This is a genomic window from Vibrio sp. 2033, from assembly GCF_033339735.1.
Genome location: NZ_JAWOVC010000016.1, coordinates 73046 through 96498, shown reverse-complemented (window position 1 = coordinate 96498; position 23453 = coordinate 73046). Strand labels below are relative to the sequence as shown.

The window sequence follows — 23453 nt, the reverse complement described above, 5'->3', positions numbered from 1 at the left end:
ATTAGTGGGATTCTCGTTGAGCAATGCCTGCATTAAGTAGTAAAAAAGTTGCAGAATAGGACAAATATTTCGGTCATTTTTGAAGTGAATTTTGGTGTGGAGAATGGCGCCGATTTAGCTTACATTAACTAAGAAAGTTACGTATAATGTCCGACCGAAAAATCCCACTGAAATGGGTAAATAGCAAAATGCAGACCAATCCTGGTCTAGACGTCTGTGAAGACGACACATAGGTAGATAAATGAGCGAAAAGTTACAAAAAGTATTAGCACGTGCTGGTCACGGTTCTCGTCGTGAGATTGAATCGTTAATTAAATCTGGTCGCGTTAGCGTGAACGGTGTAGTCGCTAAGCTTGGTGAAAGACTTGAAGACGAGAGCAGCGTAGTTCGTATCGATGGTCACATTGTCTCTGCAAAGATTCAAGAAGAAGTGATTTGTCGTGTACTTGCGTACTACAAACCTGAGGGTGAACTGTGTACTCGTCACGATCCAGAAGGTCGTCGTACTGTTTTTGATCGTCTGCCAAAAATTCGTGGCTCTCGTTGGATTTCAGTTGGTCGTCTGGATGCGAACACTTCTGGTCTTCTACTTTTCACAACGGATGGTGAACTGGCGAACCGCTTAATGCACCCAAGCCGCCAAGTTGAACGTGAATACTTAGTACGTGTGTTCGGTGAAGTAACTGAACAGAAAGTTCGTAATCTAGTAAAAGGTGTTGAACTGGAAGACGGTTTAGCTCGCTTTGAAGATGTTGTTTACGCGGGTGGTGAAGGCATGAACCACACGTTTTACGTTGTTATCAATGAAGGTCGTAACCGCGAAGTTCGTCGACTATGGGAATCGCAAGAGTGTACCGTTAGCCGTCTGAAACGTGTTCGTTACGGCGACATCTTCTTAGACAAGAAACTGCCTCGTGGCGGTTGGATGGAGCTTGACCTGAAAGAAGTAAACTACTTGCGTGAGCTTGTAGAGCTTCGTCCAGAGAAAGAAACCATGCTTGATCTGAACAAAGACAACACGTCACGCAAACGTGAGCGTGCACGCAGCCAAAAAATTCGTCGCGCAGTTAAGCGCCATGAAGAGCGTGTTAACACGCCAAAAGGTCGCAGCAACAACCCTTCTCGTCGTAAGCCGAAGAAGACTGCTGGTGACCAAGGCGCACGCAACAAGCATCGTTAATCGATAGCAAAACATCAGAAAGGCTTGCCAATTCGGCAAGCCTTTTTCTTATCTGTTACATAACAAAAGGATCTAAAGCCTATATAGAGCAGGGTGCTTTGTATAAACATATATCTCAGCTAGACGAAAACAACAGATAAAAAAATACCAGCACTAGGCTGGTATCTTTGTTCATGATGAAGAAACGTTAATCGCGTTTCCAAAGCATATGGCAGAACTTATGTTCAGGGTCTCGGCTGATTAGCATACGAGCAAATACGTCATCAAGAACGTCATTTTCCTCATTTACTAGGCCGATACGAACCTCTGCATATACTTCTTTGTCGATCTCGAAGCCAACATGTTCAACCCAGTCATCACCGGTTTCAACAAGTTCTGCGGCACCACGATCTTCAAATTGCGCAGTAAACAGAATCACGTCAGCAGGCTCTAGGTTATCTGGAGCCATCTCAAGGAAAATGTCGTACGCTGCGTCGATGACGTCGTCGTAAGAAATCAAATCAGACATGCTTATGCTCGGCTCATGTATTTACGTTCAGCTGTGTTAATGATAACACGGTCACCAGTTGCAATGTACTCAGGAACCTGGATGACAAGACCTGAAGCGAAGCGTGCTGGTTTAGTACGAGCAGATGCAGAAGCACCTTTGATTGAAGGGTCAGTTTCTTCAATCACTAGCTCAACAGAAGATGGTAGTTCAATACCCACTGCAGCACCGTTAACAAGGATAATGTGGATACCTTGTGTATCTTCGTTGATGAACAGCATGTCGTCTTCAACTTCATTGTGCTTGAATGTGTATTGTGAGTAGTCTTCGTTATCCATGAAGATGTGCTCATCGCCGTCAGCGTATGAGTACACAACTGCACGTTTGTTCATTTCTACCGTTTCAACAACGTCATCAGACTTGTAACGCTCATCTACACGTGCGCCCGTGTTTAGATCTGTACAACGCATTTTGTAGATTTTAGCGCCGCCACGACCGCCAGGAGTCGTTACTTCGATGTCTTTAACGAGAAGAGTTTTACCATTAGACTCGATTGCGAAGCCTTTTTTGATTTCACTTGCCTTTGGCATTGTATATTCCTATTCATACTTATTAAGCAAAACTCGGTGATTATAGCGCTAAGTTAGCCGCCTAGCATTAAAATTCATTGCAGAAATTTGTTGTTACTCCCATGACTAAACACCTGAATGGACTTGATTCGGTGAGTCGGCTAAGAGAACATATAGCCCAACTTCTTGAACCATCTGAGAACACGTTTTAAGTCATGTCTCTGCCTGTTATCGATCCTAAACAACCATTTCAACCAGAGTTTGCGCCTTTAATTAGGGAAGTCACCGCTTGTCTCAAAGGTGGATTGGGGCAAAACTTACACGGCGTTTATGTATACGGTAGTGTTGCTCGTAAAACAGCGATCGTTGGGAGGTCGAACTTAGACCTGGTTGTCGTTACTCAATCTTCCTTTGATCACAATCGCGCGACTTTGCTCAACACAATTAAGTGGCGTGCGCAGCAGAGTTACCCTCACGTTAATGGTGTATCGGTCCGTACAGCCTTAGTGAGCGAAGTAGCTAATTTAGATAGTATTTTCACTTGGGGCTTTATGCTTAAGCATTGCTGTGTCTGTGTTTATGGTGATGATCTAGCAGACTGTTTTGGTGATTACGTCCCAAGTTGGGAAATTGCTAAGCACTGGAATATGGATGTGGAAGATTGGATTACGGCTTATCGCAAAAAAATCGTACAAGCGAAGACGATAGAAGAGCAGGTGGCCGCCCAGCGCGTGATTGCTAAAAAGTTACTAAGAGCGTCATACTCTTTGGTGATGTATCGAGATAAACGTTGGTTTGATGACCCCGTAGAGTGTGGCAAGGTATTCTTAACTTATCATCCTGAAAAGCAGCTTGAGATCGAGCGGCTAGAAATTTTACTTTCTGGCCGGGGGATTCCCAAGCGTTCTGTTATCGGGCTAATTGATGCGTTTGGTGATTGGTTAGTCAAACAGTACCAGAAAACAGAGTTTCGTATCGGCTAAAACAACCCCATTTGTGGCGCTGAAAGCCTGTCAAAGTCCGTCCCAATGAAAGGGAGAATCGCATCTGCAACGGGTTTGAGTTGTTTATCAATGTAATGTTGATAATCAATCGGGCTATTGAGGTACTCATAAGGTTCAGGGCCGTTCACGGTAATAATGTATTCAATTCGTCCTTTGTTTTGATACTGTAATGGGCGGCCAAGCTTGGCATTTATCTCATCCGCTAAACGAGCTGCGCGCACTTGTGGCGGGACGTTCTTCTGATACTCATGCAGTTTTCTGCGCAGTCGCTTTTGATACACCAACTGTTCATCAAATTCACCGTTGTTAGTTTTCTCAACCATCTCTCGGACATAGTCGCTTGGATCTTCACCATGGAAAATCATGCTATAGAGTGTATTTTGAAATTTCTGAGCTAACGAGGTCCAGTCAGTACGGGCACTTTCTAACCCTTTAAATACAATCCGTTCTTGCTCTCCTTCACCGATTAAACCCGCATAGCGCTTTTTCGAGCCAGTTTCTGCGCCACGAATCGTTGGCATAAGGAATCTGCGATAATGGGTTTCATACTCGATTTCCAACATAGATGTTAGGTTGTACTCAGAACGCAGGTGTTCTTGCCACCAAGAGTTGATGTAATCAACTAATTGATTTCCAACAGCGTCAGCTTCTACTTGACTGTATGGTCGATTCAACGACACGAATGTGGAATCCGTATCGCCGTAAATCACTTGATATCCTTGCTCCTCAATCAGCACCTTAGTTTGCTTCATGATTTCATGTCCGCGCATGGTAATACTAGAAGCTAACCGAGTATCAAAGAAACGACATCCCGATGAGCCCAGTACGCCATAAAAGGAGTTCATGATGATTTTGATTGCCTGAGAAAAAGCTTTTTCATTGTTCTTCTTTGCAACATCACGTGCTGTCCAAAGCTTTTCAATCATTTCTGGTAAAAAGTGTTTCGTACGATGGAACTGCCCACCGCGAAAGCCAGGAACAGCCTCATTATCTTCTTTTCCAATATCGAGTAATAACCCCTCAACCAAACCCATAGGATCAATCAAGAAAGAGCGAATAATCGATGGATATAGACTCTTAAAATCCAATACTAAAACAGAATCATATAGGTTAGGGATGGAGTCCATCACGTAACCGCCGGGGCTCGCAATCCAATTTTCAGGGTGTAGGTTCGGAGCAACGTAGCCTGCTCGGTGTATCTGAGGCATGTATAGGTTTGTGAATGCTGCAACCGAACCGCCGACACGATCCAGTTCGACACCTGTGAGACGAGAGCGCTCTATTGAAAAGTCAAGCAGGTGAGTGTGATTGAAAATCTTATTCACTAACACGCAGTCTTGTAAATTATATTTAGCCAGCGATGGTTTGTCGGAGCGGTACATACGATTGATCTCATCCATACGGTCATGAACGTTGTGGATTTCTTTCCCTTCCCCTAAGAGTTCTTGAGATACAGACTCTAATGACCAAGACCGAAAGTGATAAGTCGCCGTTTTTAACGTATCGATACCGTCCATTACAACTCGCCCTGGAATGGAAATAAACCCTTGTTGGCTTTGAGATGAACTTCTGAAAAAGCTGGCTTGGTCTGCTCTACCAAGCATTAGCTTCATGTTGTGCCATTCTGCTCGTTTGTGTAGCAGACGAAAGTCAAAATCAATGACGTTCCAACCGACAATGACATCGGGGTCGAACTGTTTAAACCAAACGATGAGTGCTTCTAGAAGCGCTTTTTCATCCTTAACCCATTGTATCGGTGTCTCCGAAGGTTCTGGTTCTCCGATCATGATAACGCGGGAATCCATGACGCTGTCTAATCCGATTGAGTAAAGAATGCCTTTCTCAGAGCATTCTAGATCTAACGAGACAACGTTTAACTTCGGCTCATATTGCCCCGCACGGCATTTTGCGTTCTGGACGCGTTGGTAGCCATTGGTGCAAGTCACATTGCCTGTAAACTCGATACTGCCTTTGATAAAACGTTCCATTAGGTAGCGATCGGCGAGGCGAATATCACTTTCATACGTAGTGATATCTTTTTGAGCGAATGTGTCTTTGAGTGTGAGAGCGTCTCTGGTTACATTGGTATAGCAGGCAGCAAGAGGCGTATGTTCAAACGTTTTGAGATCCAAAAGGCGGATGTCGACGAATATGTTTTTTTCTCGTGCGAGTGTCTTTGCTTGCTCTGAGTGTTTCTGAGCGATGAAAAATACTGGCTTCTCACCATTAATAAGTAACTGAGTAGGACCTGCTTCTGTCGAAAGCCACAGCTCGATTTGAGTTTGACCTTTGATGTCTCGTGCCTGTCGAGTAAGCAGAAAGCCTTGTTGGATATTCAAATGTGAGAAACCTTAGAAAACTTGAAGAACGTTAGTTTAACACTAAGAACTGTAAAAATAACCAGTAAAGAAAGCGTCTCAAATTTTTGCTGGAATTAGTGATTACAAGTTAGTCTTTGGTGCAAGAGGGACAGTGTCATTTTAAGTTATAGCGTGTTTCTCTGGGCAATATGAAACCTAGTTACTTGATTTATTGTACTTAATGTTGTTAATTGTCTTTTCTTAGATTTCGGTTCTGCTCATCACGCTCTAAAATAATAGAGTGGTTTATGAATAAGTTCTTGCTAAAGTTTGCGTTTCAGCACATATTCATAGAAAGCAATTTTTTGTCGATTACGTTAGTATATAGGCAGTCATACTGATATCCACATTTAACAAATAATGGTTATGTGGGTGCAGAACCAATACAAAGTGTGGAGATACAAGTTTGATAAATGTTTTCCTTGTAGATGATCACGAGCTGGTTCGCACAGGGATACGACGTATTATTGAAGACGTCCGTGGAATGAACGTAGCAGGAGAAGCTGACAGCGGTGAAGATGCAGTAAAATGGTGTCGCAGTAATCATGCTGACGTCGTTTTAATGGACATGAACATGCCAGGAATTGGCGGCTTGGAAGCCACTAAAAAAATTCTTCGCGTGAATCCTGATGTGAAAATCATCGTACTTACCGTTCATACAGAAAACCCGTTTCCAACCAAGGTGATGCAGGCAGGTGCGTCTGGTTATTTAACCAAAGGTGCTGGCCCTGACGAAATGGTGAATGCGATTCGTGTAGTTAATAGTGGGCAGCGTTACATCTCGCCAGAGATTGCGCAGCAGATGGCATTGAGTCAATTTTCTCCAGCCTCTGAGAACCCTTTTAAAGACTTATCCGAGCGTGAATTGCAGATCATGCTTATGATCACCAAAGGCCAAAAGGTAACGGATATTTCTGAGCAACTTAATTTAAGTCCAAAGACAGTCAACAGCTATCGCTACCGACTCTTTAGTAAATTGGACATTAATGGTGACGTTGAGTTAACTCACTTAGCGATTCGCCACGGAATGCTGGACACCGAGACCCTTTAGCGTGAATCCTCCCTTCGATTCGGCTTCCTTTCTCAAGACAGTAACTAATCAGCCCGGCGTTTACAGAATGTACAACGCCGAAGCTGTTGTAATCTACGTAGGTAAAGCCAAAGACCTTAAAAAGCGCCTTTCAAGCTACTTTCGGAAAAAAGTAGACAGTGAGAAAACTCGCGCGCTTGTCAGTAATATCGCCAAAATAGACGTCACGGTGACTCACACTGAGACAGAAGCGCTGATCTTAGAGCATAACTACATCAAGCAGTATTTGCCGAAATACAATGTGTTGCTGCGAGATGATAAGTCTTACCCTTATATCTTTATTAGCGGTCATAAGCACCCACGGCTTTCTATCCACCGTGGCGCCAAGAAGCGCAAAGGTGAATATTTTGGCCCCTACCCAGATTCTGGTGCAGTAAGAGAAACATTGCATTTGCTGCAAAAGATATTTCCTGTGCGCCAGTGTGAAGACACTGTCTATTCCAACCGAACGCGCCCATGTTTGATGTACCAAATTGGTCGTTGTGCAGGACCATGCGTTAATACCATCATTTCTGATGAAGAATATGCAGAGTTGGTTGGCTTTGTGCGCATGTTTTTGCAAGGCAAAGATCAGCAAGTACTCAAACAACTGATCGAGAAAATGGAAGTTGCCAGTCAGCAATTGCGCTTTGAAGATGCCGCTAAATTTCGCGATCAAATCCAAGCGATTAGGCGTGTTCAAGAGCAGCAGTACGTCTCAGAAGACAGCATGGATGATATGGATGTACTCGGGTTTGCTCAGGAGAATGGTATCGCGTGTATCCATATCCTGATGATACGCCAAGGCAAAGTGCTTGGTAGCCGTAGCCATTTTCCGAAAATCCCACAAAATACAAGCCAGCAGGAAGTGTTCGATAGTTTTCTGACTCAATATTATTTGAGCCATAACGAAGCACGTACAATTCCTTCTCGTATTATTTTGAATCAAGAGTTGGCAGAAGATATTGCGCCAATACAGAAAGCGTTAAGTGAAGTGGCAGGCCGTAAGGTTCATTTTCATACGTCGCCAACTGGCTCTCGAGCAAGGTATCTCAAGCTTTCGAACACGAATGCACTAACGGCGATTACCACCAAAATCAATCACAAGATGACGATTAATCAGCGTTTTCATGCGCTTCGCGAAACATTGAAGTTGGAGTCTATAGCTCGAATGGAATGTTTTGATATCTCCCATACGATGGGGGAAAGCACGATTGCGTCATGTGTGGTGTTCAACAACGAAGGCCCCGTAAAGCAAGAGTATCGTCGCTACAACATTACTGGGATTACCGGTGGTGATGATTACGCAGCAATGGGACAAGCGTTGGAGCGTCGTTATTCGAAGCAATTGGACGTAGAGAAAATTCCCGACATCATCTTTATCGATGGCGGTAAAGGTCAGTTAAATCGTGCGCATGACATCATTTCGCAATATTGGGGGGATTGGCCAAAGCGTCCCATCATGATTGGTATTGCAAAAGGCGTTACTCGCAAACCAGGTTTAGAAACGCTGATTACAGTCGATGGGGAGGAGTTTCATTTACCAAGCGATGCTCCTGCGCTGCACCTTATCCAACATATTCGTGATGAAAGCCATAACCATGCTATAGCGGGGCACCGTGCTAAGCGAGGTAAAACCAGACGTACGAGTGCACTCGAAGGGATTGAGGGAATCGGCCCTAAACGACGTCAGGCGTTACTCAAGTACATGGGTGGGTTACAAGAACTTAAACGTGCAAGTGTCGAAGAAATCGCCAAAGTACCGGGAATAAGTCACTCTTTAGCAGAAATTATTTTCCAAGCATTGAAACAATAAGGAAAATCGCGCAACATTAAGCCGCAATGTGTAAGAGAATAATAAAATGCGTTTGAATATCCCGAACATTCTGTCTCTTCTTAGACTGTTCCTAATCCCTGTTTTTGTGGTTGTCTTTTATCTACCTTATTCATGGGCACCGTTTGCAGCAGCAATGGTGTTTTGGGTAGCGGGTTTTACTGACTGGCTTGACGGCATGTTGGCCCGTAAACTTGGCCAAACTTCTCGTTTTGGCGCGTTTATTGATCCTGTCGCTGATAAAGTGCTAGTGGCAACGGCATTGATTCTAATCACGGAACATTATCATTCAATTTGGGTGACCATTCCTGCGGTAACGATGATTGCGCGAGAAATCATTATCTCAGCATTGCGAGAATGGATGGCTGAAATCGGTAAGCGAGCGAGTGTTGCGGTATCTTGGGTTGGCAAAGTAAAAACTGTTTCGCAAATGTTCGCCTTATGGGTGTTGATATGGCGTTACGATGAATGGATGGTTTGGCTAGGCTTTGCGGCCTTGTATGTGGCAACTTTCTTGACATATTGGTCAATGATTCAATATTTGGCTGCTGCGAAAGACGATCTGTTGAATGAAGAGCACCATTAAATTCTGATGTTAGAAAGCAGGCTTAATAGCCTGCTTTTTTGTATCTAAGACAATCTACAGCATTTTTTGGCTTCTCTCGCTTTTCAATGCTTGCTAACGGCCATGTTTGCAATTTGTATCTGGGGCTTTTGCTTCGATAGAGTTCTATTTGTGATCTAAGTCTTGTTTTTGTCCTTGGAGAGTCTTAGAGAGGCGAGTCTTCTGATTATTAATACTTCAATGCACGCAACGCACGGCCAGCAGTGTAAGGCGTAGCCAAAGTTTTATGATAAACAAGTGTATTTAAGCGATTTTTAGTATTAAAACTAAGCAATCCATCGTCTTTCGCACAAATTCTAGTCAAACGATTTAAAAAAATAAAAATAGTGTTGACTCGATCGCTCGAATCCGTAGAATGCATCCCGTACCCAAGAGAGCACGGCTCAAAAGGGTGGTGAAAAAGCTTAGCTTTATTCACAAATGAGGCGCCTTGGCAGAGTGGCTATGCAGCGGATTGCAAATCCGTGGACCTCGGTTCGACTCCGGGAGGCGCCTCCATTATTCTTTTGAGAGCGAATGGCTTTCGAGAAAAAAATGCGACACTAGCTCAGTTGGTAGAGCGCAACCTTGCCAAGGTTGAGGTCACGAGTTCGAACCTCGTGTGTCGCTCCAAATTTTATTGATATGGCATTTAGCGGTATCAGATGGTGTTTTACTTTTCTGTAAAGGCATCACAAAGAATATTTGTGTGCCCTGGTGGTGGAATTGGTAGACACAAGGGATTTAAAATCCCTCGACGTTCGCGTTGTGCCGGTTCAAGTCCGGCCCGGGGCACCATCTCATATTAAATGCGACACTAGCTCAGTTGGTAGAGCGCAACCTTGCCAAGGTTGAGGTCACGAGTTCGAACCTCGTGTGTCGCTCCAGATTTAAGGCCTAACATGAAAATGTTAGGCCTTTTTCGTATTTTTTGAAAATCTCAAACTTCTTTTCTGTCACAGACTTCGTTAAGTAACGAACCCTTTGTCTCATTGACTCAAGTGATTGTTCATTCTGCCATTGCAATGCATCTTAGCCATTCCTACTAGTCTATGTTTAAACCATCACTTGTGGAGAATAACCACTCTTGCTCCAGGCAAAGCTGTGACGAGAATGCTATCTTTTTAAATGTTCCGGATATAGAAAGGAATGTTTTACGATTAAGCAGCACAACCTTAAACCTCTGTTGGATGAGGTGATGATATCTCAAGAATATTTGTTTAAATAACAGCTGTTTGAGAGAAGCAGAAAAGCATAGCTCATGAATATGAACATGTGAGTTGCAATGGGGTATGTTTTGTTGTGATTTACATCACTGTTACTAATATGAAAAATCGTTGCCAGAAGATTTTATTTTGTGATAAATTCGCGCGCAATCTCGGAGCGTAATTAACAACGTTTGATCTCTGGGGGATACGCGTAGTGACCATTCAAGCTGATTGTGACACTGCGTAGGGTAGGTATCGGCAAAGCCTTTTGTCGATAGACGGGATACTAATGCTGTAAACGCGGCATATTAATGGGAAACCCAACATTGAAACCTTTGAATAAACACACACTAATCAGCTTCATACTGCCGAAATGTCCTGTTTTACAAAACGGGTGCATTACAGAACCTTGATTAATCCCTTTTACATATAAAGTCGCGAGTATCGTGGCGGATGATCTGTATTTGTCATTTATGCACTGACAAATGCGGAGGGGTATTCACACCTCCTGTAATTTCATTCTAATGATTTTAATACAGGATACAGAATTATTATAATTCAAGGGATTATGTAGTATGAGCACTGCCTTTGAAGTCGATAGCAATATCGCAAACATTTTTTCGTCCCAGGTTCCTATCGTTGAGGGAACGTATGACTTAACGCCAGATCAAGTATTGATTGATCAGGCTGAGCATGAATCTGAAGTACGTTCTTATCCACGTCGTTTGCCGATCGCAATTAAACAAGCCTTTGGGTGCTTGGTTGAAGATACGCGTGGACAGATCTTTCTAGACTGCCTTGCGGGGGCTGGCACTCTAGCTTTGGGGTATAACCATCCTGAAATAAACCAAGCGCTGAAAGAACAATTAGATTCAGGACTGCCATATCAGACGCTAGATATTGCAACATCAGCAAAAACGACGTTTATTCAATCCGTTAAGTCTTTTCTTCCTCAAGAGTTAAGCGAGAACAGCGTTATCCAATTTTGTGGCCCGTCTGGAGCTGATGCGGTTGAAGCTGCTATCAAGCTCGCGAAACAGACTACCGGTCGCAACACTATGTTTGCCTTCCGTGGCGCATACCATGGTATGACTAATGGTACGATGGGGATGATGGGTAACTTAGGCACGAAAGCTCGTCGAACTGGTTTGATGTCGGATGTGCACTTTATGCCTTTCCCATACAACCTGCGTTGTCCTTTTGGGCTTGGCGGTGATGAAGGTGCGAAAGCAAGTATTCGTTATATCGATCGTCTTTTAAACGATGATGAGTCAGGCATTATGAAGCCTGCCGCGATTATCGTGGAGCCAGTGCAAGGTGAGGGTGGTGTTGTTCCTGCGCCAGCATTCTGGCTACGAGAGTTACGTCGTATTTGTGATGAACACGGTATCTTACTGATCTTCGATGAGATCCAGTGTGGTGTTGGTAAAACTGGCTACAATTTCGCGTTCGAAGAGTCGGGCATTGTTCCAGATATTCTGTGTTTATCAAAAGCAATTGGTGGTGGTTTACCAATGTCGCTATTGGTTATCAACAAGCAACATGATACATGGAAGCCGGGCGAGCACACAGGTACATTTCGTGGTAACCAGCTAGCTATGGTCTCTGGTGCGAAAGCATTAGAAATTATCCAGCGTGATAACCTTGTTGAGCATGCCAATGTTGCGGGTCAGTACCTGCGCTACGGCCTTGAAAGTATTCAAAAGCGTGTGAACTGTATCGCAGAGGTTCGTGGCAAAGGTTTGATGCTAGGCGTGGAGATTAAAACTCCAAACGGTGAACTCAATAAATTTGGTGAACCTCAAGCGGATAGTGAACTCACACTGTCTATTCAACGCGCAGCACTCGAGCGTGGCTTGATCGTTGAGAAAGGTGGACGCGAAGGCGCAGTAATTCGTTTCCTTCCTCCTCTTATCATCTCGTTTGAACAAATCGACTTTGCTTTACGTGTATTTGAAGACGCGATTTTAGCCGCTGGCGGTAGTCACATCGAAACTCAGCCACAAGATGAATGGAAGAAGCATTTCATCCACACTGGAGAGATGGGCAGCAATGAATTTGCTTCGGTGATGAATCACACTACTACGGCAATGAAGTCAGTGTTTGAACAAGTGACTGCACCGTATTCAGGTATGGATCCAAAAGCATTGGAAGCAGCGATTCACGACGTTGATCTTGATAATGGAAATGCGCCTCTTAAATCCGTTATCGACGATGCTGCTGATCTGGTCGCGAAAAACGCAATTTTTACTCAACATCCAGATTGTATTGCTCACCTGCATACTCCACCGTTGATGCCAGCGATTGCGGCAGAGGCAATGATTGCGGCTTTGAACCAGTCGATGGACTCATGGGATCAAGCTTCATCAGCGACTTATGTTGAACAGAAAGTTGTGAACTGGCTATGCGATAAATATGAGTTAGGTGAAAAAGCGGACGGTATCTTCACGAGCGGCGGCACGCAAAGTAACCAAATGGGTTTGATGCTTGCGCGAGATTGGATTGCTGACAAACTCAGTGCACACTCAATTCAAAAGCTTGGCCTTCCTGAATACGCAGACAAGCTACGTATTGTATGTTCGAAAAAATCCCACTTCACGGTTCAAAAATCAGCGTCTTGGATGGGATTGGGTGAAAAAGCGGTCATGACCGTCGATGCTAATGCCGATGGAACGATGGATGTCACTAAGTTAGACGAAGTTCTCAATCAGGCCAAAGCAGAAGGTTTAATCCCATTTGCCATTGTTGGCACAGCGGGTACAACGGATCACGGTGCTATTGATGACTTAGACTTTATCGCCGATATGGCAGCGAAACATGACATGTGGATGCACGTCGACGGTGCATACGGTGGAGCTCTGATTCTAAGTAGCCAAAAAACACGTCTGAAAGGTTGTGAGCGTGCACATTCCATCAGCGTAGACTTCCATAAGCTGTTTTACCAAACCATCAGTTGTGGTGCGCTATTGGTAAACGACAAGTCTAACTTTAAATTCCTGCTTCACCATGCAGACTACTTGAACCGCGAACACGACGAACTACCGAACTTGGTGGATAAGTCTATTGCGACAACTAAGCGTTTTGATGCGCTCAAAGTGTTTATGACGATGCAAAGCGTAGGGCCAAAAGCACTAGGCGATATGTATGATCATTTGCTTGAACAGACGCTTGAAGTGGCGGACATGATTCGAGATAACAAACACTTTGAGTTGTTGGCTGAACCATCACTATCTACGGTTCTGTTCCGAGCGACACATGAATCAGCGGATCTTGATGAACTGAACAAAACGTTGCGCTTAGAAGCGTTAACACGCGGTATCGCGGTATTGGGTGAAACCATTGTCGACGATAAAACTGCATTGAAATTTACGATTTTGAACCCGTGTCTGACGACGGCGGACTTTGAATCTTTGCTCTCAAAAATCAATACGCTAGCGGCAGAGCTAGTTTAACAAAGGTAACGGAAAACTATGGCAATTCTACAGATTGGTGCAGGCGGCGTTGGCTGGGTAGTTGCACATAAAGCAGCACAAAACAACGACGTTCTGGGTGATATCACAATCGCATCACGTACCGTAGGTAAGTGTGAGAAAATCATCGAATCGATTCAGAAGAAAAACAATCTGAAAGATTCAACTAAGAAATTAGAAGCGCGAGCGGTAAACGCGGACGACGTAGATTCTTTAGTTGCTTTAATTAAAGAAGTACAACCTGACTTAGTGATCAACGCAGGTCCTCCTTGGGTGAACATGTCTATTATGGAAGCATGTTACCAAGCTAAAGTGTCATACCTTGATACATCTGTTGCGGTTGACTTGTGCTCTGAAGGCCAACAAGTACCTCAAGCTTACGATTGGCAGTGGGGCTACCGTGAGAAGTTTGAAGAAGCGGGCATTACAGGTATTCTTGGTGCTGGTTTCGATCCGGGCGTAGTATCGGTGTTTGCCGCATACGCAGTGAAGCATCTGTTCGATGAAATCGATACTATCGACGTAATGGATGTAAACGCAGGCGACCACGGTAAGAAGTTCGCAACTAACTTTGATCCAGAAACGAACATGCTTGAGATTCAAGGCGATTCGTTCTACTGGGAAAACGGCGAGTGGAAACAAGTACCTTGTCACTCACGTATGCTTGAGTTCGAATTCCCGAATTGTGGCTCACACAAAGTGTACTCAATGGCGCACGACGAAGTTCGATCTATGCAAGAGTTCATCCCGGCGAAACGCATCGAATTCTGGATGGGCTTTGGTGACCGTTACCTAAACTACTTCAACGTGATGCGCGACATCGGTCTACTCAGCCCAGATCCACTAACGCTTCACGACGGTACGGTTGTTCAACCTTTGCACGTGCTAAAAGCACTACTACCAGATCCAACATCTCTCGCACCAGGCTACACTGGCCTAACGTGTATCGGTACTTGGGTTCAAGGTAAAAAAGATGGTAAAGAGCGCAGTGTATTTATTTACAACAACGCTGATCACGAAGTCGCATACGAAGATGTTGAACACCAAGCTATCTCATACACCACTGGCGTACCTGCGATCACTGCTGCTTTGCAGTTCTTCCGTGGCAAATGGGCAGACAAAGGCGTGTTCAACATGGAGCAGCTAGATCCTGACCCATTCCTAGAAACCATGCCATCTATTGGTCTAGATTGGCATGTTCAAGAACTGGAGCCAGGACAACCTGTTATCCATAAATTGAAGTAAGAATTTAGCGACTCTTATTTGTACGTTTAAGCCGATGCACTTGCGTCGGCTTTGTTCGATTTTATAGTGTCTTTGCTAAGGCGAAGGGACGTAAGGTATCAAAATGCAACAAAACGAACTAAAAACGCCATACTTCATGATCAATGAAGACAAGCTGATTGAGAATCTAGAGAAAGCAAAACAGCTAAAAGACATCTCTGGTGTGAAGCTTGTATTAGCACTGAAGTGCTTCTCAACATGGGGTGTATTCGACATCATCAAGCCTTACCTAGACGGAACAACAAGTTCTGGCCCGTTTGAAGTGAAGCTTGGCTACGAAACGTTCGGTGGTGAGACACACGCATACAGTGTGGGTTACAGCGAAGATGACGTTCGCGATGTGGCGGACATCTGTGACAAGATGATCTTTAACTCTCAGTCACAGCTAGCGGCTTATCGTCATATTGTCGAAGGTAAAGCATCGATTGGCTTGCGCCTAAACCCAGGTGTGAGCTATGCAGGGCAAGACTTAGCAAACCCAGCGCGTCAATTCTCTCGTCTTGGGGTTCAGGCTGATCACATCAAACCGGAAATTTTTGATGGTATTGATGGCGTAATGTTCCACATGAACTGTGAGAACAAAGACGTAGATGCGTTTATCGGCTTACTCGATGCTATTTCAGATCAGTTTGGCGAGTACCTAGATAAGCTGGACTGGGTGAGCATGGGCGGCGGCGTGTTCTTCACATGGCCGGGGTACGATATCGAGAAGTTGGGGTTAGCACTTAAAGCGTTCTCAGAGAAACACGGCGTACAAATGTATTTAGAGCCGGGTGAAGCGATAATTACTAAGACCACTGATCTCGTTGTAACAGTGGTTGATATTGTAGAGAACGTAAAGAAGACGGCGATTGTCGATTCGGCCACAGAAGCTCACCGCTTAGATACGTTGATCTACAATGAGCCAGCGTCAATCCTTGAAGCATCTGAAAATGGTGAACATGAGTATGTGATCGGCTCGTGCTCTTGTTTGGCTGGTGACCAGTTCTGCGTGGCGAACTTCGAACAGCCTCTAGAGATAGGACAGCGTCTGCATATTCTAGATAGTGCCGGTTACACCATGGTGAAACTAAACTGGTTTAACGGTCTACGTATGCCGTCGGTCTACTGTGAACGCTCGAATGGTGACATTCAAAAACTGAATGAATTTGACTACTCTGATTTCAAACGTTCACTGTCTCAGTGGTCAGTGAAATAAAACGTATTGAGTATTAGAACGACAAAGAGCAGCTGAATTGCTGCTCTTTTTATTGGGGAAGCGTTAAAGGTATGCAGTTAGCTTTCTACAATTACACGAGTGTCTTCACTCAGAGATTCTAACTCATTGGCTATGTCTTCAATTTCTAGCTCGCTAGGTAGTTTTATCGCCATTTTAGCGCTGAATAAGCTAGAGCTTACCCCTCCGCCTCCAGCAATGAATACACGCTGACAATCCATATCTAAAATTGAGATACCTTGATTATCGAGAACGTGAGTAATTTCATTCACAATACCCGCTCTATCGTTGGCATCTAAACGAAGTTGGAAGATAGTCTCTTCACGATATGAATGAGGTTCAGAGTCGACGAACCTAACAACAAGAGTCTGACAAGAAGAGAACGCCTGTTTAACGATGTCGGCATTTTCTCTTGGAAGCTCTACTTTGATGACACCTGCAACTTGGTCTTCGATAAAGTTTACTTTGCTGATCAGCCATTTCCCGCCGTTTTCGTGTGTGATTGCAGCGAGCTCTTTAATCGTGGCGGGTGACGCTTGTCCGACAAAATTAACAATAAATACGGTGTTCATAATGTCCCCTCCTGGAATCAAGGTTTGGACGCAGTACGAATAAACGTGCTACTTAAGTTATTGGAATAAATCCTTTTATTTAGTGTAGGTGCTAAGGGCGGGTAATGTTTGATGAAAGTCAATTTTTAACACTAATTCGTGATGCAAATAATTAAAACAATGTTCAGAGCACAAAAAAACAGCCATCGTAAGGCTGCTTTTTACCGAGTATCAACTTAGGATTAGAAGGTTACTTTTAACTCGACACCATAAAATTGACTGTCATAGTTTGCGCCTGCGTCCATGGCGAATTTTGCAACATCTTGGTTTCCAAACCAAGGTGATGAATTGAATTGTAGTTCTGCACTACCGCCCCATGCATCAGTTACCCAATAATGAATATGTCCAACAGGGTTTAAGAAGAAGAGCGAAACATCACCTGCGGTTTCAGAGCCCATAACTTCGCCGCCGTTTGCAATAATGTCTTGCTCAGCCGTTAACATCATTTCACCAACAACAGCACCAAAGAATGGTGTGATAAAAATATCCTGCCAAGATGGTACTTCTGCGAACGCCTCCACGCCATACTCCCAAAAGAACGTCGACATAGTTGCGGAGTACAAAAACGACTGAAATTCATTATAGCCAGCGTGACGTGCTGCCGTGTAGTAAACGCCGCCAAAATATGGGTGCATGATGTAGTTGAGGACATGTTCATCGCGATCCCAAACGGGGCCGTCAGAGACATTATCTTTCCACTTTTGCCCCAACTTACTCATGTCTCGGTCTTCTTCGTCCCATTTGGTGATACTTTCTGGAAGAAAAGTCATCATGCCTACGGTCGCGATACTGAGACCTAGAATGGTGTAGGTTTGACCCATCAGGTAATCCCAGTCTTTATCTTGAGGGATGATGAGATGTTTAGGCTGAAGCCCTGCGTCAAGGTTTAGCGAATCATCATTATTCTGTTCATACATAACACCGCGATTTTGAGCCTCGAAGGTGTACAGAGTCGTCGTTTCGCAGTAACCTGACAAGCAATCAGGTGTGTAAGAAAACTCTGTATGACGGCTTAGGTCATAGTGACTTGCGTGCGCAAGCGCTGACGAAGCCAAGCAAAGGCCTGTTAGAGTCGTCTTGAACATGGATGATTTTGACACAAAGGTCTCCGAGTTAATGGTGTATGTTCGGGCTCGTAATTATCCCTCAAAACATCAATCATTTAAACACTTGACCCTTATTTAGTCCCAACAAACCTCGGCGAGATTTGTCCAAATAAAAAGAAAAATAAGCGCTATAACGAAAATAGGATTGTGCTTACGTTCAGGAGTCAGTTGTGAAAATAGCAATGCTTAGTACTGGTGAGGAAGTCCTCCACGGTGATATTGTTGATACTAATGCGGCATGGTTGTCTAGCCTGTTTTATCAACATGGATTTGGCTTAACAAAGCGCTCAACGGTTGGTGATAGCCTATCGAGTTTGGTTGAAGAGTTTTTAATGCTCAGCTTTAACAACGATGTGGTTATTGTTAATGGTGGTTTAGGCCCTACAACGGATGACATGAGTGCTGCCGCCGCCGCGAGAGCCGCCGATTGTAAACTGGTGCTATTCCAAGAGTGGTTGCAGCATCTAGAAAGTTTGTATGCTCGACGTGGCATCCCTATGCCGGACAGTAATTTAAAGCAAGCAATGCTGCCAGAAACGGCAGAGATATTGGACAACCCGATAGGCACTGCTTGCGGTTTCAAAATGCTGATTAATGATGCCATTTTTTATTTCACACCGGGTGTACCAAGTGAATTTAAGCTCATGGCAGAGACGCAAATTCTTCCCGATCTGAGAAGAGTGTTTCCCGATGTTCAAGGTTCATGTTGTAGTCGAATCTACACGTTTGGTCTATCTGAATCCGGTATTTCAGATAAGCTAGATCAGCTAAAACTTCCTCAAGGCTATGAGCTAGGGTATCGCTCTTACTTGCCTTTTATTGAAGTGAAACTTTTTGGTCCTTCAGATCAGCTTGAACAGCGTTTGAAACTCGTACAGATAATTAATAAACACCTTGAGAGTAATACCGTTAGTATTGATTTACCTATGGTTGAAAATGTCGGCCAGTTGTTGGTCGATAAAGGACTAACAGTGTCGACCTCCGAAAAAAGTAGCGGAGGATACTTAACGTACTGGCTAAACGGTGATGAAAACGCTGAAAAGCAACTAGGGCATGGTTGGATACTACCGAGCCTGACTCAAGCGATGGCCAACAGCGGAGATCCATTAGCAGAAACGTTTGCTCTGGCTGGTGCTACGCGAGAGAAGTGTGGGACGGATTTATCACTCGTTACTGGCCATATTGAAGAGGGTTTTTTTTCCGTCGCTTTATCGACACCGTCAGGCGAGTGGGGAGCGTTATATAAACTCTCGAAAAAGTATCAGCGCAGTGATCAAGTTAAAGTGATCAGCACGGCAGCTCTAGACTTGTTGCGTCGCTACCTAGAACGTAAACCGATGTTTGCGCATTATGCATTTTTAGAGAAAGTTAAAGAGATGCACCTCCCGAGCAGTGCTTTATAACCAAAGCTCTATACAGTAGTCTGAGAGACAAAACACAGAGACAAAAAAGCCAAGGTGATTGCCTTGGCTTTTGCATTTTATACCGTCGAGTCAACGTTATGCGCGCTGCTTTTCTTTCATCGCGTAGTTAACGCCGCTAAGTGACAAATCTGATTTTGCTTTACAGATACAAGGTAATATTTCATCACTTTGTGTGTAAGCCATGGCAAAACCAACATACTCCACTTCACCAGACTCCAATTTGCAGCGACAGGCGCCGCAGTGCCCATCACGGCAGTTGTATTCTGGTAATAGGCCAGCTTGCTCCATTGTTTCCAAAATCGTATTGGAAGGGTTGGATTCAATGCTGATCAGTTTGTTGATTTTGAGTGTTGCCATTACAGCTCGAATCCTTCGAAGTCATCTGCGCGAACTTCATTGTCAATTTGACCCACAAGGTAAGAAGAGATTTCTGCTTCTTGAGGCGCAACTTGAACGTTATCTGAAGACAACCAAGCGTTAATCCATGGAATTGGGTTGGTTGTTGCTTCTGGATACGCTGCTGGTAGACCTACCGCTTGCATACGAATATTTGTGATGTATTCAACGTATTGGCTTAGGATGTCTTTGTTTAGACCGATCATAGAGCCATCTTTGAATAGATACTCTGCCCACTCTTTTTCTTGCTCAGCCGCTTCTTTGAATAGGTCAAAACAGTCCTGTTTTGCCTCTTCTGCGATTTGCATGAAAGTGAAGTCATCTTGACCGTTACGTAGCAGGTTGATCATGTGCTGCGTGCCGTTTAAGTGAAGTGCTTCGTCACGAGCGATCAGCTTGATGATTTTCGCGTTACCTTCCATTAGTTCGCGTTCTGCGAAAGCGAAAGAACATGCGAAACTGACGTAAAAACGAATAGCTTCTAATGCGTTAACAGACATCAAACAGATGTACAGCTTCTTCTTAAGATCGTACAGACTAACCTTAACCGTTTCACCGTTAAGGACATGCTCACCTTCACCGTAGCGATGGTAATCATTCGTCGCTTGAATCAAATCGTCGTAGTAGTGCGCGATGTCTTTTGCACGCTTCAGAATGTGCTCGTTCTCAACGATATCATCAAACACTACAGCAGGATCGTTCACGATGTTACGAATAATGTGTGTGTAAGAACGAGAGTGAATCGTTTCAGAGAAAGACCAAGTCTCAATCCAAGTCTCTAGTTCTGGTAGAGACACAAGCGGCAGCAGTGCCACGTTAGGGCTGCGGCCTTGGATAGAGTCAAGAAGCGTTTGGTACTTCAAGTTAGAGATGAAGATGTGCTTCTCGTGATCTGGCAGTTTGTTGTAATCGATACGGTCGCTAGATACGTCTACTTCTTCTGGACGCCAGAAGAAAGAAAGTTGTTTCTCGATAAGTTTTTCGAAAATCTCAAACTTTTGTTGGTCGTAACGTGCAACGTTTACTGATTGACCTAGGAACATAGGTTCCTTCAATTGGTCATTCTTTTTTTGGTTAAAAGTACTGTAAGCCATAATGCCTCAATTCCTTTTAAACCTCCCCGTAAGGGGGAGGTTATCGATAGTCTGTCTTTACGGGTTCGCTAGGTACGGGAAGATTAAATCTTACAACCGCCGCCAGCACAATCGTCATCTTGTGGTTGAACAGCGTCTTTCTGTTCATCTTTCGCGCCATCACGAGTGTTGTGGTAGTAAAGCGTTTTCACACCAAACTTATACGCTGTTAGCAGGTCTTGAAGTAGTTTCTTCATTGGAACCTTGCCAGTCTCGTAACGTGACGGGTCGTAGTTAGTATTAGCAGAGATAGCTTGGTCAACAAACTTCTGCATAATACCCACAAGGTGTAGATAACCGTCGTTCGAACCGATATTCCAAAGCAGTTCATAGCTGTCTTTAAGTTCTGTGAACTCTGGTACAACTTGCTTCAGGATACCGTCTTTCGAAGCTTTTACTGAAACGTAACCACGTGGTGGCTCAATACCGTTAGTTGCGTTTGAAATCTGAGAAGAAGTCTCAGAAGGCATTAGTGCAGTCAGTGTTGAGTTACGTAGGCCGTGCTCCATAATTTCTTTACGTAGGCTGTCCCAGTCGTAGTGCAGCGCTTCGTCACAAATTAGATCGATATCTTTCTTATACGTATCAATCGGCAGTAAGCCTTTCGCGTAGTTCGTCTCGTCGAATGAAGGACACTTACCTTGCTCTTTCGCCAGTGCTACAGATGCTTTCAATAGGTAGTACTGCATTGCTTCGAACGTACGGTGAGTTAGGCCGTTCGCGCTACCGTCAGAGTATTTCACGCCATTCTTCGCTAAGTAGTAAGCAAAGTTAATCACACCAACACCTAGCGTACGACGGTTCATAGTCGATTTGTATGCCGCTGGTAGAGGGTAATCTTGGTAATCAAGCAGTGCATCTAACGCACGAACAACAAGATCGGATAGCTCTTCGAAATCATCTAGAGACTTGATAGCACCTAAGTTGAATGCAGAAAGCGTACACAGTGCGATCTCGCCTGAGTCATCTTCAACGTTAGTTAATGGTTTCGTTGGCAGTGCGATTTCTAAACATAGGTTCGACTGACGAACTGGAGCGACTTCAGAATCAAATGGGCTGTGAGTATTACAGTGGTCCACGTTCTGGATGTAGATACGACCCGTTGATGCACGCTCTTGCATTAGCAGAGTGAACATTTCAATCGCTTTAACCGTTTCTTTCTTGATTGAAGGATCGTTCTCGTACTTCACGTATAGACGCTCAAACTCTTCTTGGTTTTCGAAGAATGCGTCGTACAGACCAGGTACATCAGATGGTGAGAATAGCGTAATATTGCCGCCTTCAACTAAACGTTGGTACATCAGTTTGTTTAACTGAACACCGTAGTCCATGTGACGAACACGGTTTTCTTCAACACCACGGTTGTTCTTAAGTACCATTAGTGAGCGTGCTTCACCGTGCCACATTGGGTAGAACACAGTAGCTGCGCCACCACGTACACCACCTTGTGAACAACATTTTACTGCTGTTTGGAAGTACTTGTAGAACGGAATACAACCAGTGTGGAATGCTTCACCACCGCGAATCTCTGAGCCTAATGCACGGATACGACCTGCGTTGATACCAATACCAGCGCGCTGAGATACGTAACGAACAATTGAGCTTGCTGTTGCGTTAATAGAATCAAGACTGTCGCCACACTCGATCAGAACACATGAGCTGAACTGGCGAGTAGGGGTACGCACGCCAGACATAATTGGCGTAGGTAGAGAAATCTTAAATGTCGATGTCGCATCGTAGAAACGTTTGATGTAATCAAGACGTGTCGCTTTTGGATATTTCGCAAATAAGCACGCTGCTACAAGGATGTATAAGAACTGAGCACTTTCGTAAATTTGGCCCGTAACACGGTTCTGTACGAAGTACTTACCCTCTAGCTGCTTAACTGCCGCGTATGAGAAATTTAGGTCGCGTTTATGGTCGAGGTACGCATCAAGTTCGTCGAGTTCTGCTTTTGTGTAGTCTTCTAGAATATGTTGATCGTACTTACCCATATCGACGAGGCGAGACACGTGATCATAAAGCGTTGGTGGCTCGTATTGGCCATACGCTTTTTTACGCAGATGGAATACCGCTAGGCGAGCAGCTAGGTATTGGTAATCCGGAGTCTCTTCAGAGATCAGGTCTGCCGCAGACTTGATGATTGTCTCGTGAATATCTGTCGTTGTGATGCCGTCGTAAAACTGGATGTGAGCGCGAAGTTCTACTTGAGAAACCGAAACATTATCTAGACCTTCTGCAGCCCAAGTGATAACGCGGTGGATTTTATCCAGATCGATACTTTCTTTACGGCCATCACGCTTGGTGACGGTAAGTTGTTGGTTCATTCTGCTTTATTTCCCTAAGAAAACTGATAAAAGCCGTATTTTTGTTTGTTTATGTGCAATATGAGTAAAGCTTGCGGCGGCTTTGTGATCAAAGTCTATCTATATATTGTCGCTTAAACACAACATATAGGGGTTCATTTGTTTGCGGGTTACAAGATAGTGCTATTACAC

The 23453-nt window shown here is 44.2% G+C and carries 17 protein-coding genes and 4 tRNA genes; 13 read left to right on the top strand and 8 right to left on the bottom strand.

From position 1 onward, the window contains the following. The first annotated feature begins 241 nt into the window (after positions 1–241). The gene (gene rluB / locus R7P74_RS18655) at positions 242–1180 is read left to right on the top strand and encodes a 23S rRNA pseudouridine(2605) synthase RluB (RefSeq protein ID WP_005376798.1); all 939 of its coding nucleotides are present in this window, start codon (positions 242–244) and stop codon (positions 1178–1180) included. Positions 1181–1367: 187 nt separating this feature from the next. Here the strand turns inward: rluB and R7P74_RS18650 are convergent, their stop codons facing one another. Together R7P74_RS18650 and efpL are read right to left on the bottom strand one after the other, a co-directional pair. After that, positions 1368–1688, bottom strand: a complete 321-nt coding sequence (locus R7P74_RS18650; RefSeq protein WP_005376800.1) for an HI1450 family dsDNA-mimic protein — start codon at positions 1686–1688, stop codon at positions 1368–1370. A 2-nt stretch (positions 1689–1690) separates the two neighbouring features. Further along, entirely contained in the window at positions 1691–2257 is a 567-nt protein-coding gene (gene efpL, locus R7P74_RS18645) for an elongation factor P-like protein EfpL (protein ID WP_005376801.1), read from the bottom strand. 194 nt (positions 2258–2451) lie between these two features. Between efpL and R7P74_RS18640 the strand changes: the two genes are divergently transcribed. Next, positions 2452–3219: a nucleotidyltransferase domain-containing protein gene (locus R7P74_RS18640; RefSeq protein WP_318123038.1), complete on the top strand. Its 768-nt coding sequence runs from the start codon at positions 2452–2454 to the stop codon at positions 3217–3219. Here the strand turns inward: R7P74_RS18640 and R7P74_RS18635 are convergent. Further along, on the bottom strand, positions 3216–5579 hold the full coding sequence (locus R7P74_RS18635) for a DNA polymerase II (protein ID WP_258481327.1): 2364 nt from the start codon (positions 5577–5579) through the stop codon (positions 3216–3218). The genes R7P74_RS18640 and R7P74_RS18635 overlap by 4 nt on opposite strands. A 427-nt stretch (positions 5580–6006) precedes the next feature. Here R7P74_RS18635 and uvrY point away from each other — a divergent pair, with 427 nt between their 5' ends. From uvrY to nspC, 10 genes are all read left to right on the top strand, one after another. Continuing rightward, entirely contained in the window at positions 6007–6651 is a 645-nt protein-coding gene (gene uvrY, locus R7P74_RS18630) for a UvrY/SirA/GacA family response regulator transcription factor (RefSeq protein WP_005386783.1), read from the top strand. Between the two features lies 1 nt (position 6652). Continuing rightward, positions 6653–8485, top strand: coding sequence for an excinuclease ABC subunit UvrC (uvrC, locus tag R7P74_RS18625; RefSeq protein ID WP_080960110.1), 1833 nt, complete (start codon positions 6653–6655; stop codon positions 8483–8485). 46 nt (positions 8486–8531) lie between these two features. Continuing rightward, positions 8532–9089, top strand: coding sequence for a CDP-diacylglycerol--glycerol-3-phosphate 3-phosphatidyltransferase (pgsA, locus tag R7P74_RS18620; protein ID WP_005394805.1), 558 nt, complete (start codon positions 8532–8534; stop codon positions 9087–9089). Positions 9090–9552: 463 nt separating this feature from the next. Further along, a tRNA-Cys gene (locus R7P74_RS18615) sits at positions 9553–9626 on the top strand. A gap of 38 nt (positions 9627–9664) precedes the next feature. Continuing rightward, positions 9665–9740, top strand: a tRNA-Gly gene (locus tag R7P74_RS18610). Positions 9741–9818: 78 nt separating this feature from the next. Next, a tRNA-Leu gene (locus tag R7P74_RS18605) sits at positions 9819–9905 on the top strand. Positions 9906–9918: 13 nt separating this feature from the next. Beyond that, positions 9919–9994: transfer RNA gene (locus tag R7P74_RS18600), tRNA-Gly, on the top strand. Positions 9995–10890: 896 nt separating this feature from the next. Further along, on the top strand, positions 10891–13767 hold the full coding sequence (locus R7P74_RS18595) for a pyridoxal phosphate-dependent class III aminotransferase (RefSeq protein ID WP_064354134.1): 2877 nt from the start codon (positions 10891–10893) through the stop codon (positions 13765–13767). Positions 13768–13785: 18 nt separating this feature from the next. Further along, on the top strand, positions 13786–15030 hold the full coding sequence (locus R7P74_RS18590; RefSeq protein ID WP_012841628.1) for a carboxynorspermidine synthase: 1245 nt from the start codon (positions 13786–13788) through the stop codon (positions 15028–15030). Positions 15031–15133: 103 nt separating this feature from the next. Then, positions 15134–16267, top strand: coding sequence for a carboxynorspermidine decarboxylase (gene nspC, locus R7P74_RS18585; protein ID WP_025767273.1), 1134 nt, complete (start codon positions 15134–15136; stop codon positions 16265–16267). 77 nt (positions 16268–16344) lie between these two features. Here the strand turns inward: nspC and R7P74_RS18580 are convergent, their stop codons facing one another. Together R7P74_RS18580 and R7P74_RS18575 are read right to left on the bottom strand one after the other, a co-directional pair. Continuing rightward, positions 16345–16857, bottom strand: a complete 513-nt coding sequence (locus tag R7P74_RS18580; protein WP_064354133.1) for a glycine cleavage system protein R — start codon at positions 16855–16857, stop codon at positions 16345–16347. Positions 16858–17078: 221 nt separating this feature from the next. Then, positions 17079–17981, bottom strand: coding sequence for a DUF3943 domain-containing protein (locus tag R7P74_RS18575; RefSeq protein ID WP_005376815.1), 903 nt, complete (start codon positions 17979–17981; stop codon positions 17079–17081). A 191-nt stretch (positions 17982–18172) separates the two neighbouring features. On the opposite strand from R7P74_RS18575, the gene R7P74_RS18570 reads away from it, so the two are divergent. After that, positions 18173–19405 carry a CinA family nicotinamide mononucleotide deamidase-related protein gene (locus R7P74_RS18570; protein WP_151514966.1) on the top strand — a complete coding sequence of 411 codons (1233 nt, stop codon included), beginning with the start codon at positions 18173–18175 and terminating at the stop codon, positions 19403–19405. A gap of 96 nt (positions 19406–19501) precedes the next feature. On the opposite strand, the gene yfaE is transcribed toward R7P74_RS18570, so the two are convergent. The 3 genes from yfaE to nrdA form a co-directional block, all read right to left on the bottom strand. Beyond that, complete coding sequence (gene yfaE / locus R7P74_RS18565) at positions 19502–19783, bottom strand: class I ribonucleotide reductase maintenance protein YfaE (RefSeq protein ID WP_005376817.1); 282 nt, start codon at positions 19781–19783, stop codon at positions 19502–19504. Further along, positions 19783–20916: a class Ia ribonucleoside-diphosphate reductase subunit beta gene (nrdB, locus tag R7P74_RS18560; RefSeq protein WP_005376818.1), complete on the bottom strand. Its 1134-nt coding sequence runs from the start codon at positions 20914–20916 to the stop codon at positions 19783–19785. Before nrdB ends, yfaE begins: the two co-directional genes overlap by 1 nt. A gap of 83 nt (positions 20917–20999) precedes the next feature. After that, the gene (nrdA, locus tag R7P74_RS18555) at positions 21000–23282 is read right to left on the bottom strand and encodes a class 1a ribonucleoside-diphosphate reductase subunit alpha (RefSeq protein ID WP_005376819.1); all 2283 of its coding nucleotides are present in this window, start codon (positions 23280–23282) and stop codon (positions 21000–21002) included. Between the last annotated feature and the right edge of the window lie 171 nt (positions 23283–23453).

Coding starts and splice junctions, on each gene's coding strand:
- rluB (WP_005376798.1), top strand. CDS start 242: ATGAGCGAAAAGTTACAAAAAGTATTAGCACGTGCTGGTCACGGTTCT.
- R7P74_RS18650 (WP_005376800.1), bottom strand. CDS start 1,688: ATGTCTGATTTGATTTCTTACGACGACGTCATCGACGCAGCGTACGAC.
- efpL (WP_005376801.1), bottom strand. CDS start 2,257: ATGCCAAAGGCAAGTGAAATCAAAAAAGGCTTCGCAATCGAGTCTAAT.
- R7P74_RS18640 (WP_318123038.1), top strand. CDS start 2,452: ATGTCTCTGCCTGTTATCGATCCTAAACAACCATTTCAACCAGAGTTT.
- pgsA (WP_005394805.1), top strand. CDS start 8,532: ATGCGTTTGAATATCCCGAACATTCTGTCTCTTCTTAGACTGTTCCTA.
- R7P74_RS18595 (WP_064354134.1), top strand. CDS start 10,891: ATGAGCACTGCCTTTGAAGTCGATAGCAATATCGCAAACATTTTTTCG.
- R7P74_RS18590 (WP_012841628.1), top strand. CDS start 13,786: ATGGCAATTCTACAGATTGGTGCAGGCGGCGTTGGCTGGGTAGTTGCA.
- nspC (WP_025767273.1), top strand. CDS start 15,134: ATGCAACAAAACGAACTAAAAACGCCATACTTCATGATCAATGAAGAC.
- R7P74_RS18580 (WP_064354133.1), bottom strand. CDS start 16,857: ATGAACACCGTATTTATTGTTAATTTTGTCGGACAAGCGTCACCCGCC.
- R7P74_RS18575 (WP_005376815.1), bottom strand. CDS start 17,981: ATGTTCAAGACGACTCTAACAGGCCTTTGCTTGGCTTCGTCAGCGCTT.
- yfaE (WP_005376817.1), bottom strand. CDS start 19,783: ATGGCAACACTCAAAATCAACAAACTGATCAGCATTGAATCCAACCCT.
- nrdB (WP_005376818.1), bottom strand. CDS start 20,916: ATGGCTTACAGTACTTTTAACCAAAAAAAGAATGACCAATTGAAGGAA.
- nrdA (WP_005376819.1), bottom strand. CDS start 23,282: ATGAACCAACAACTTACCGTCACCAAGCGTGATGGCCGTAAAGAAAGT.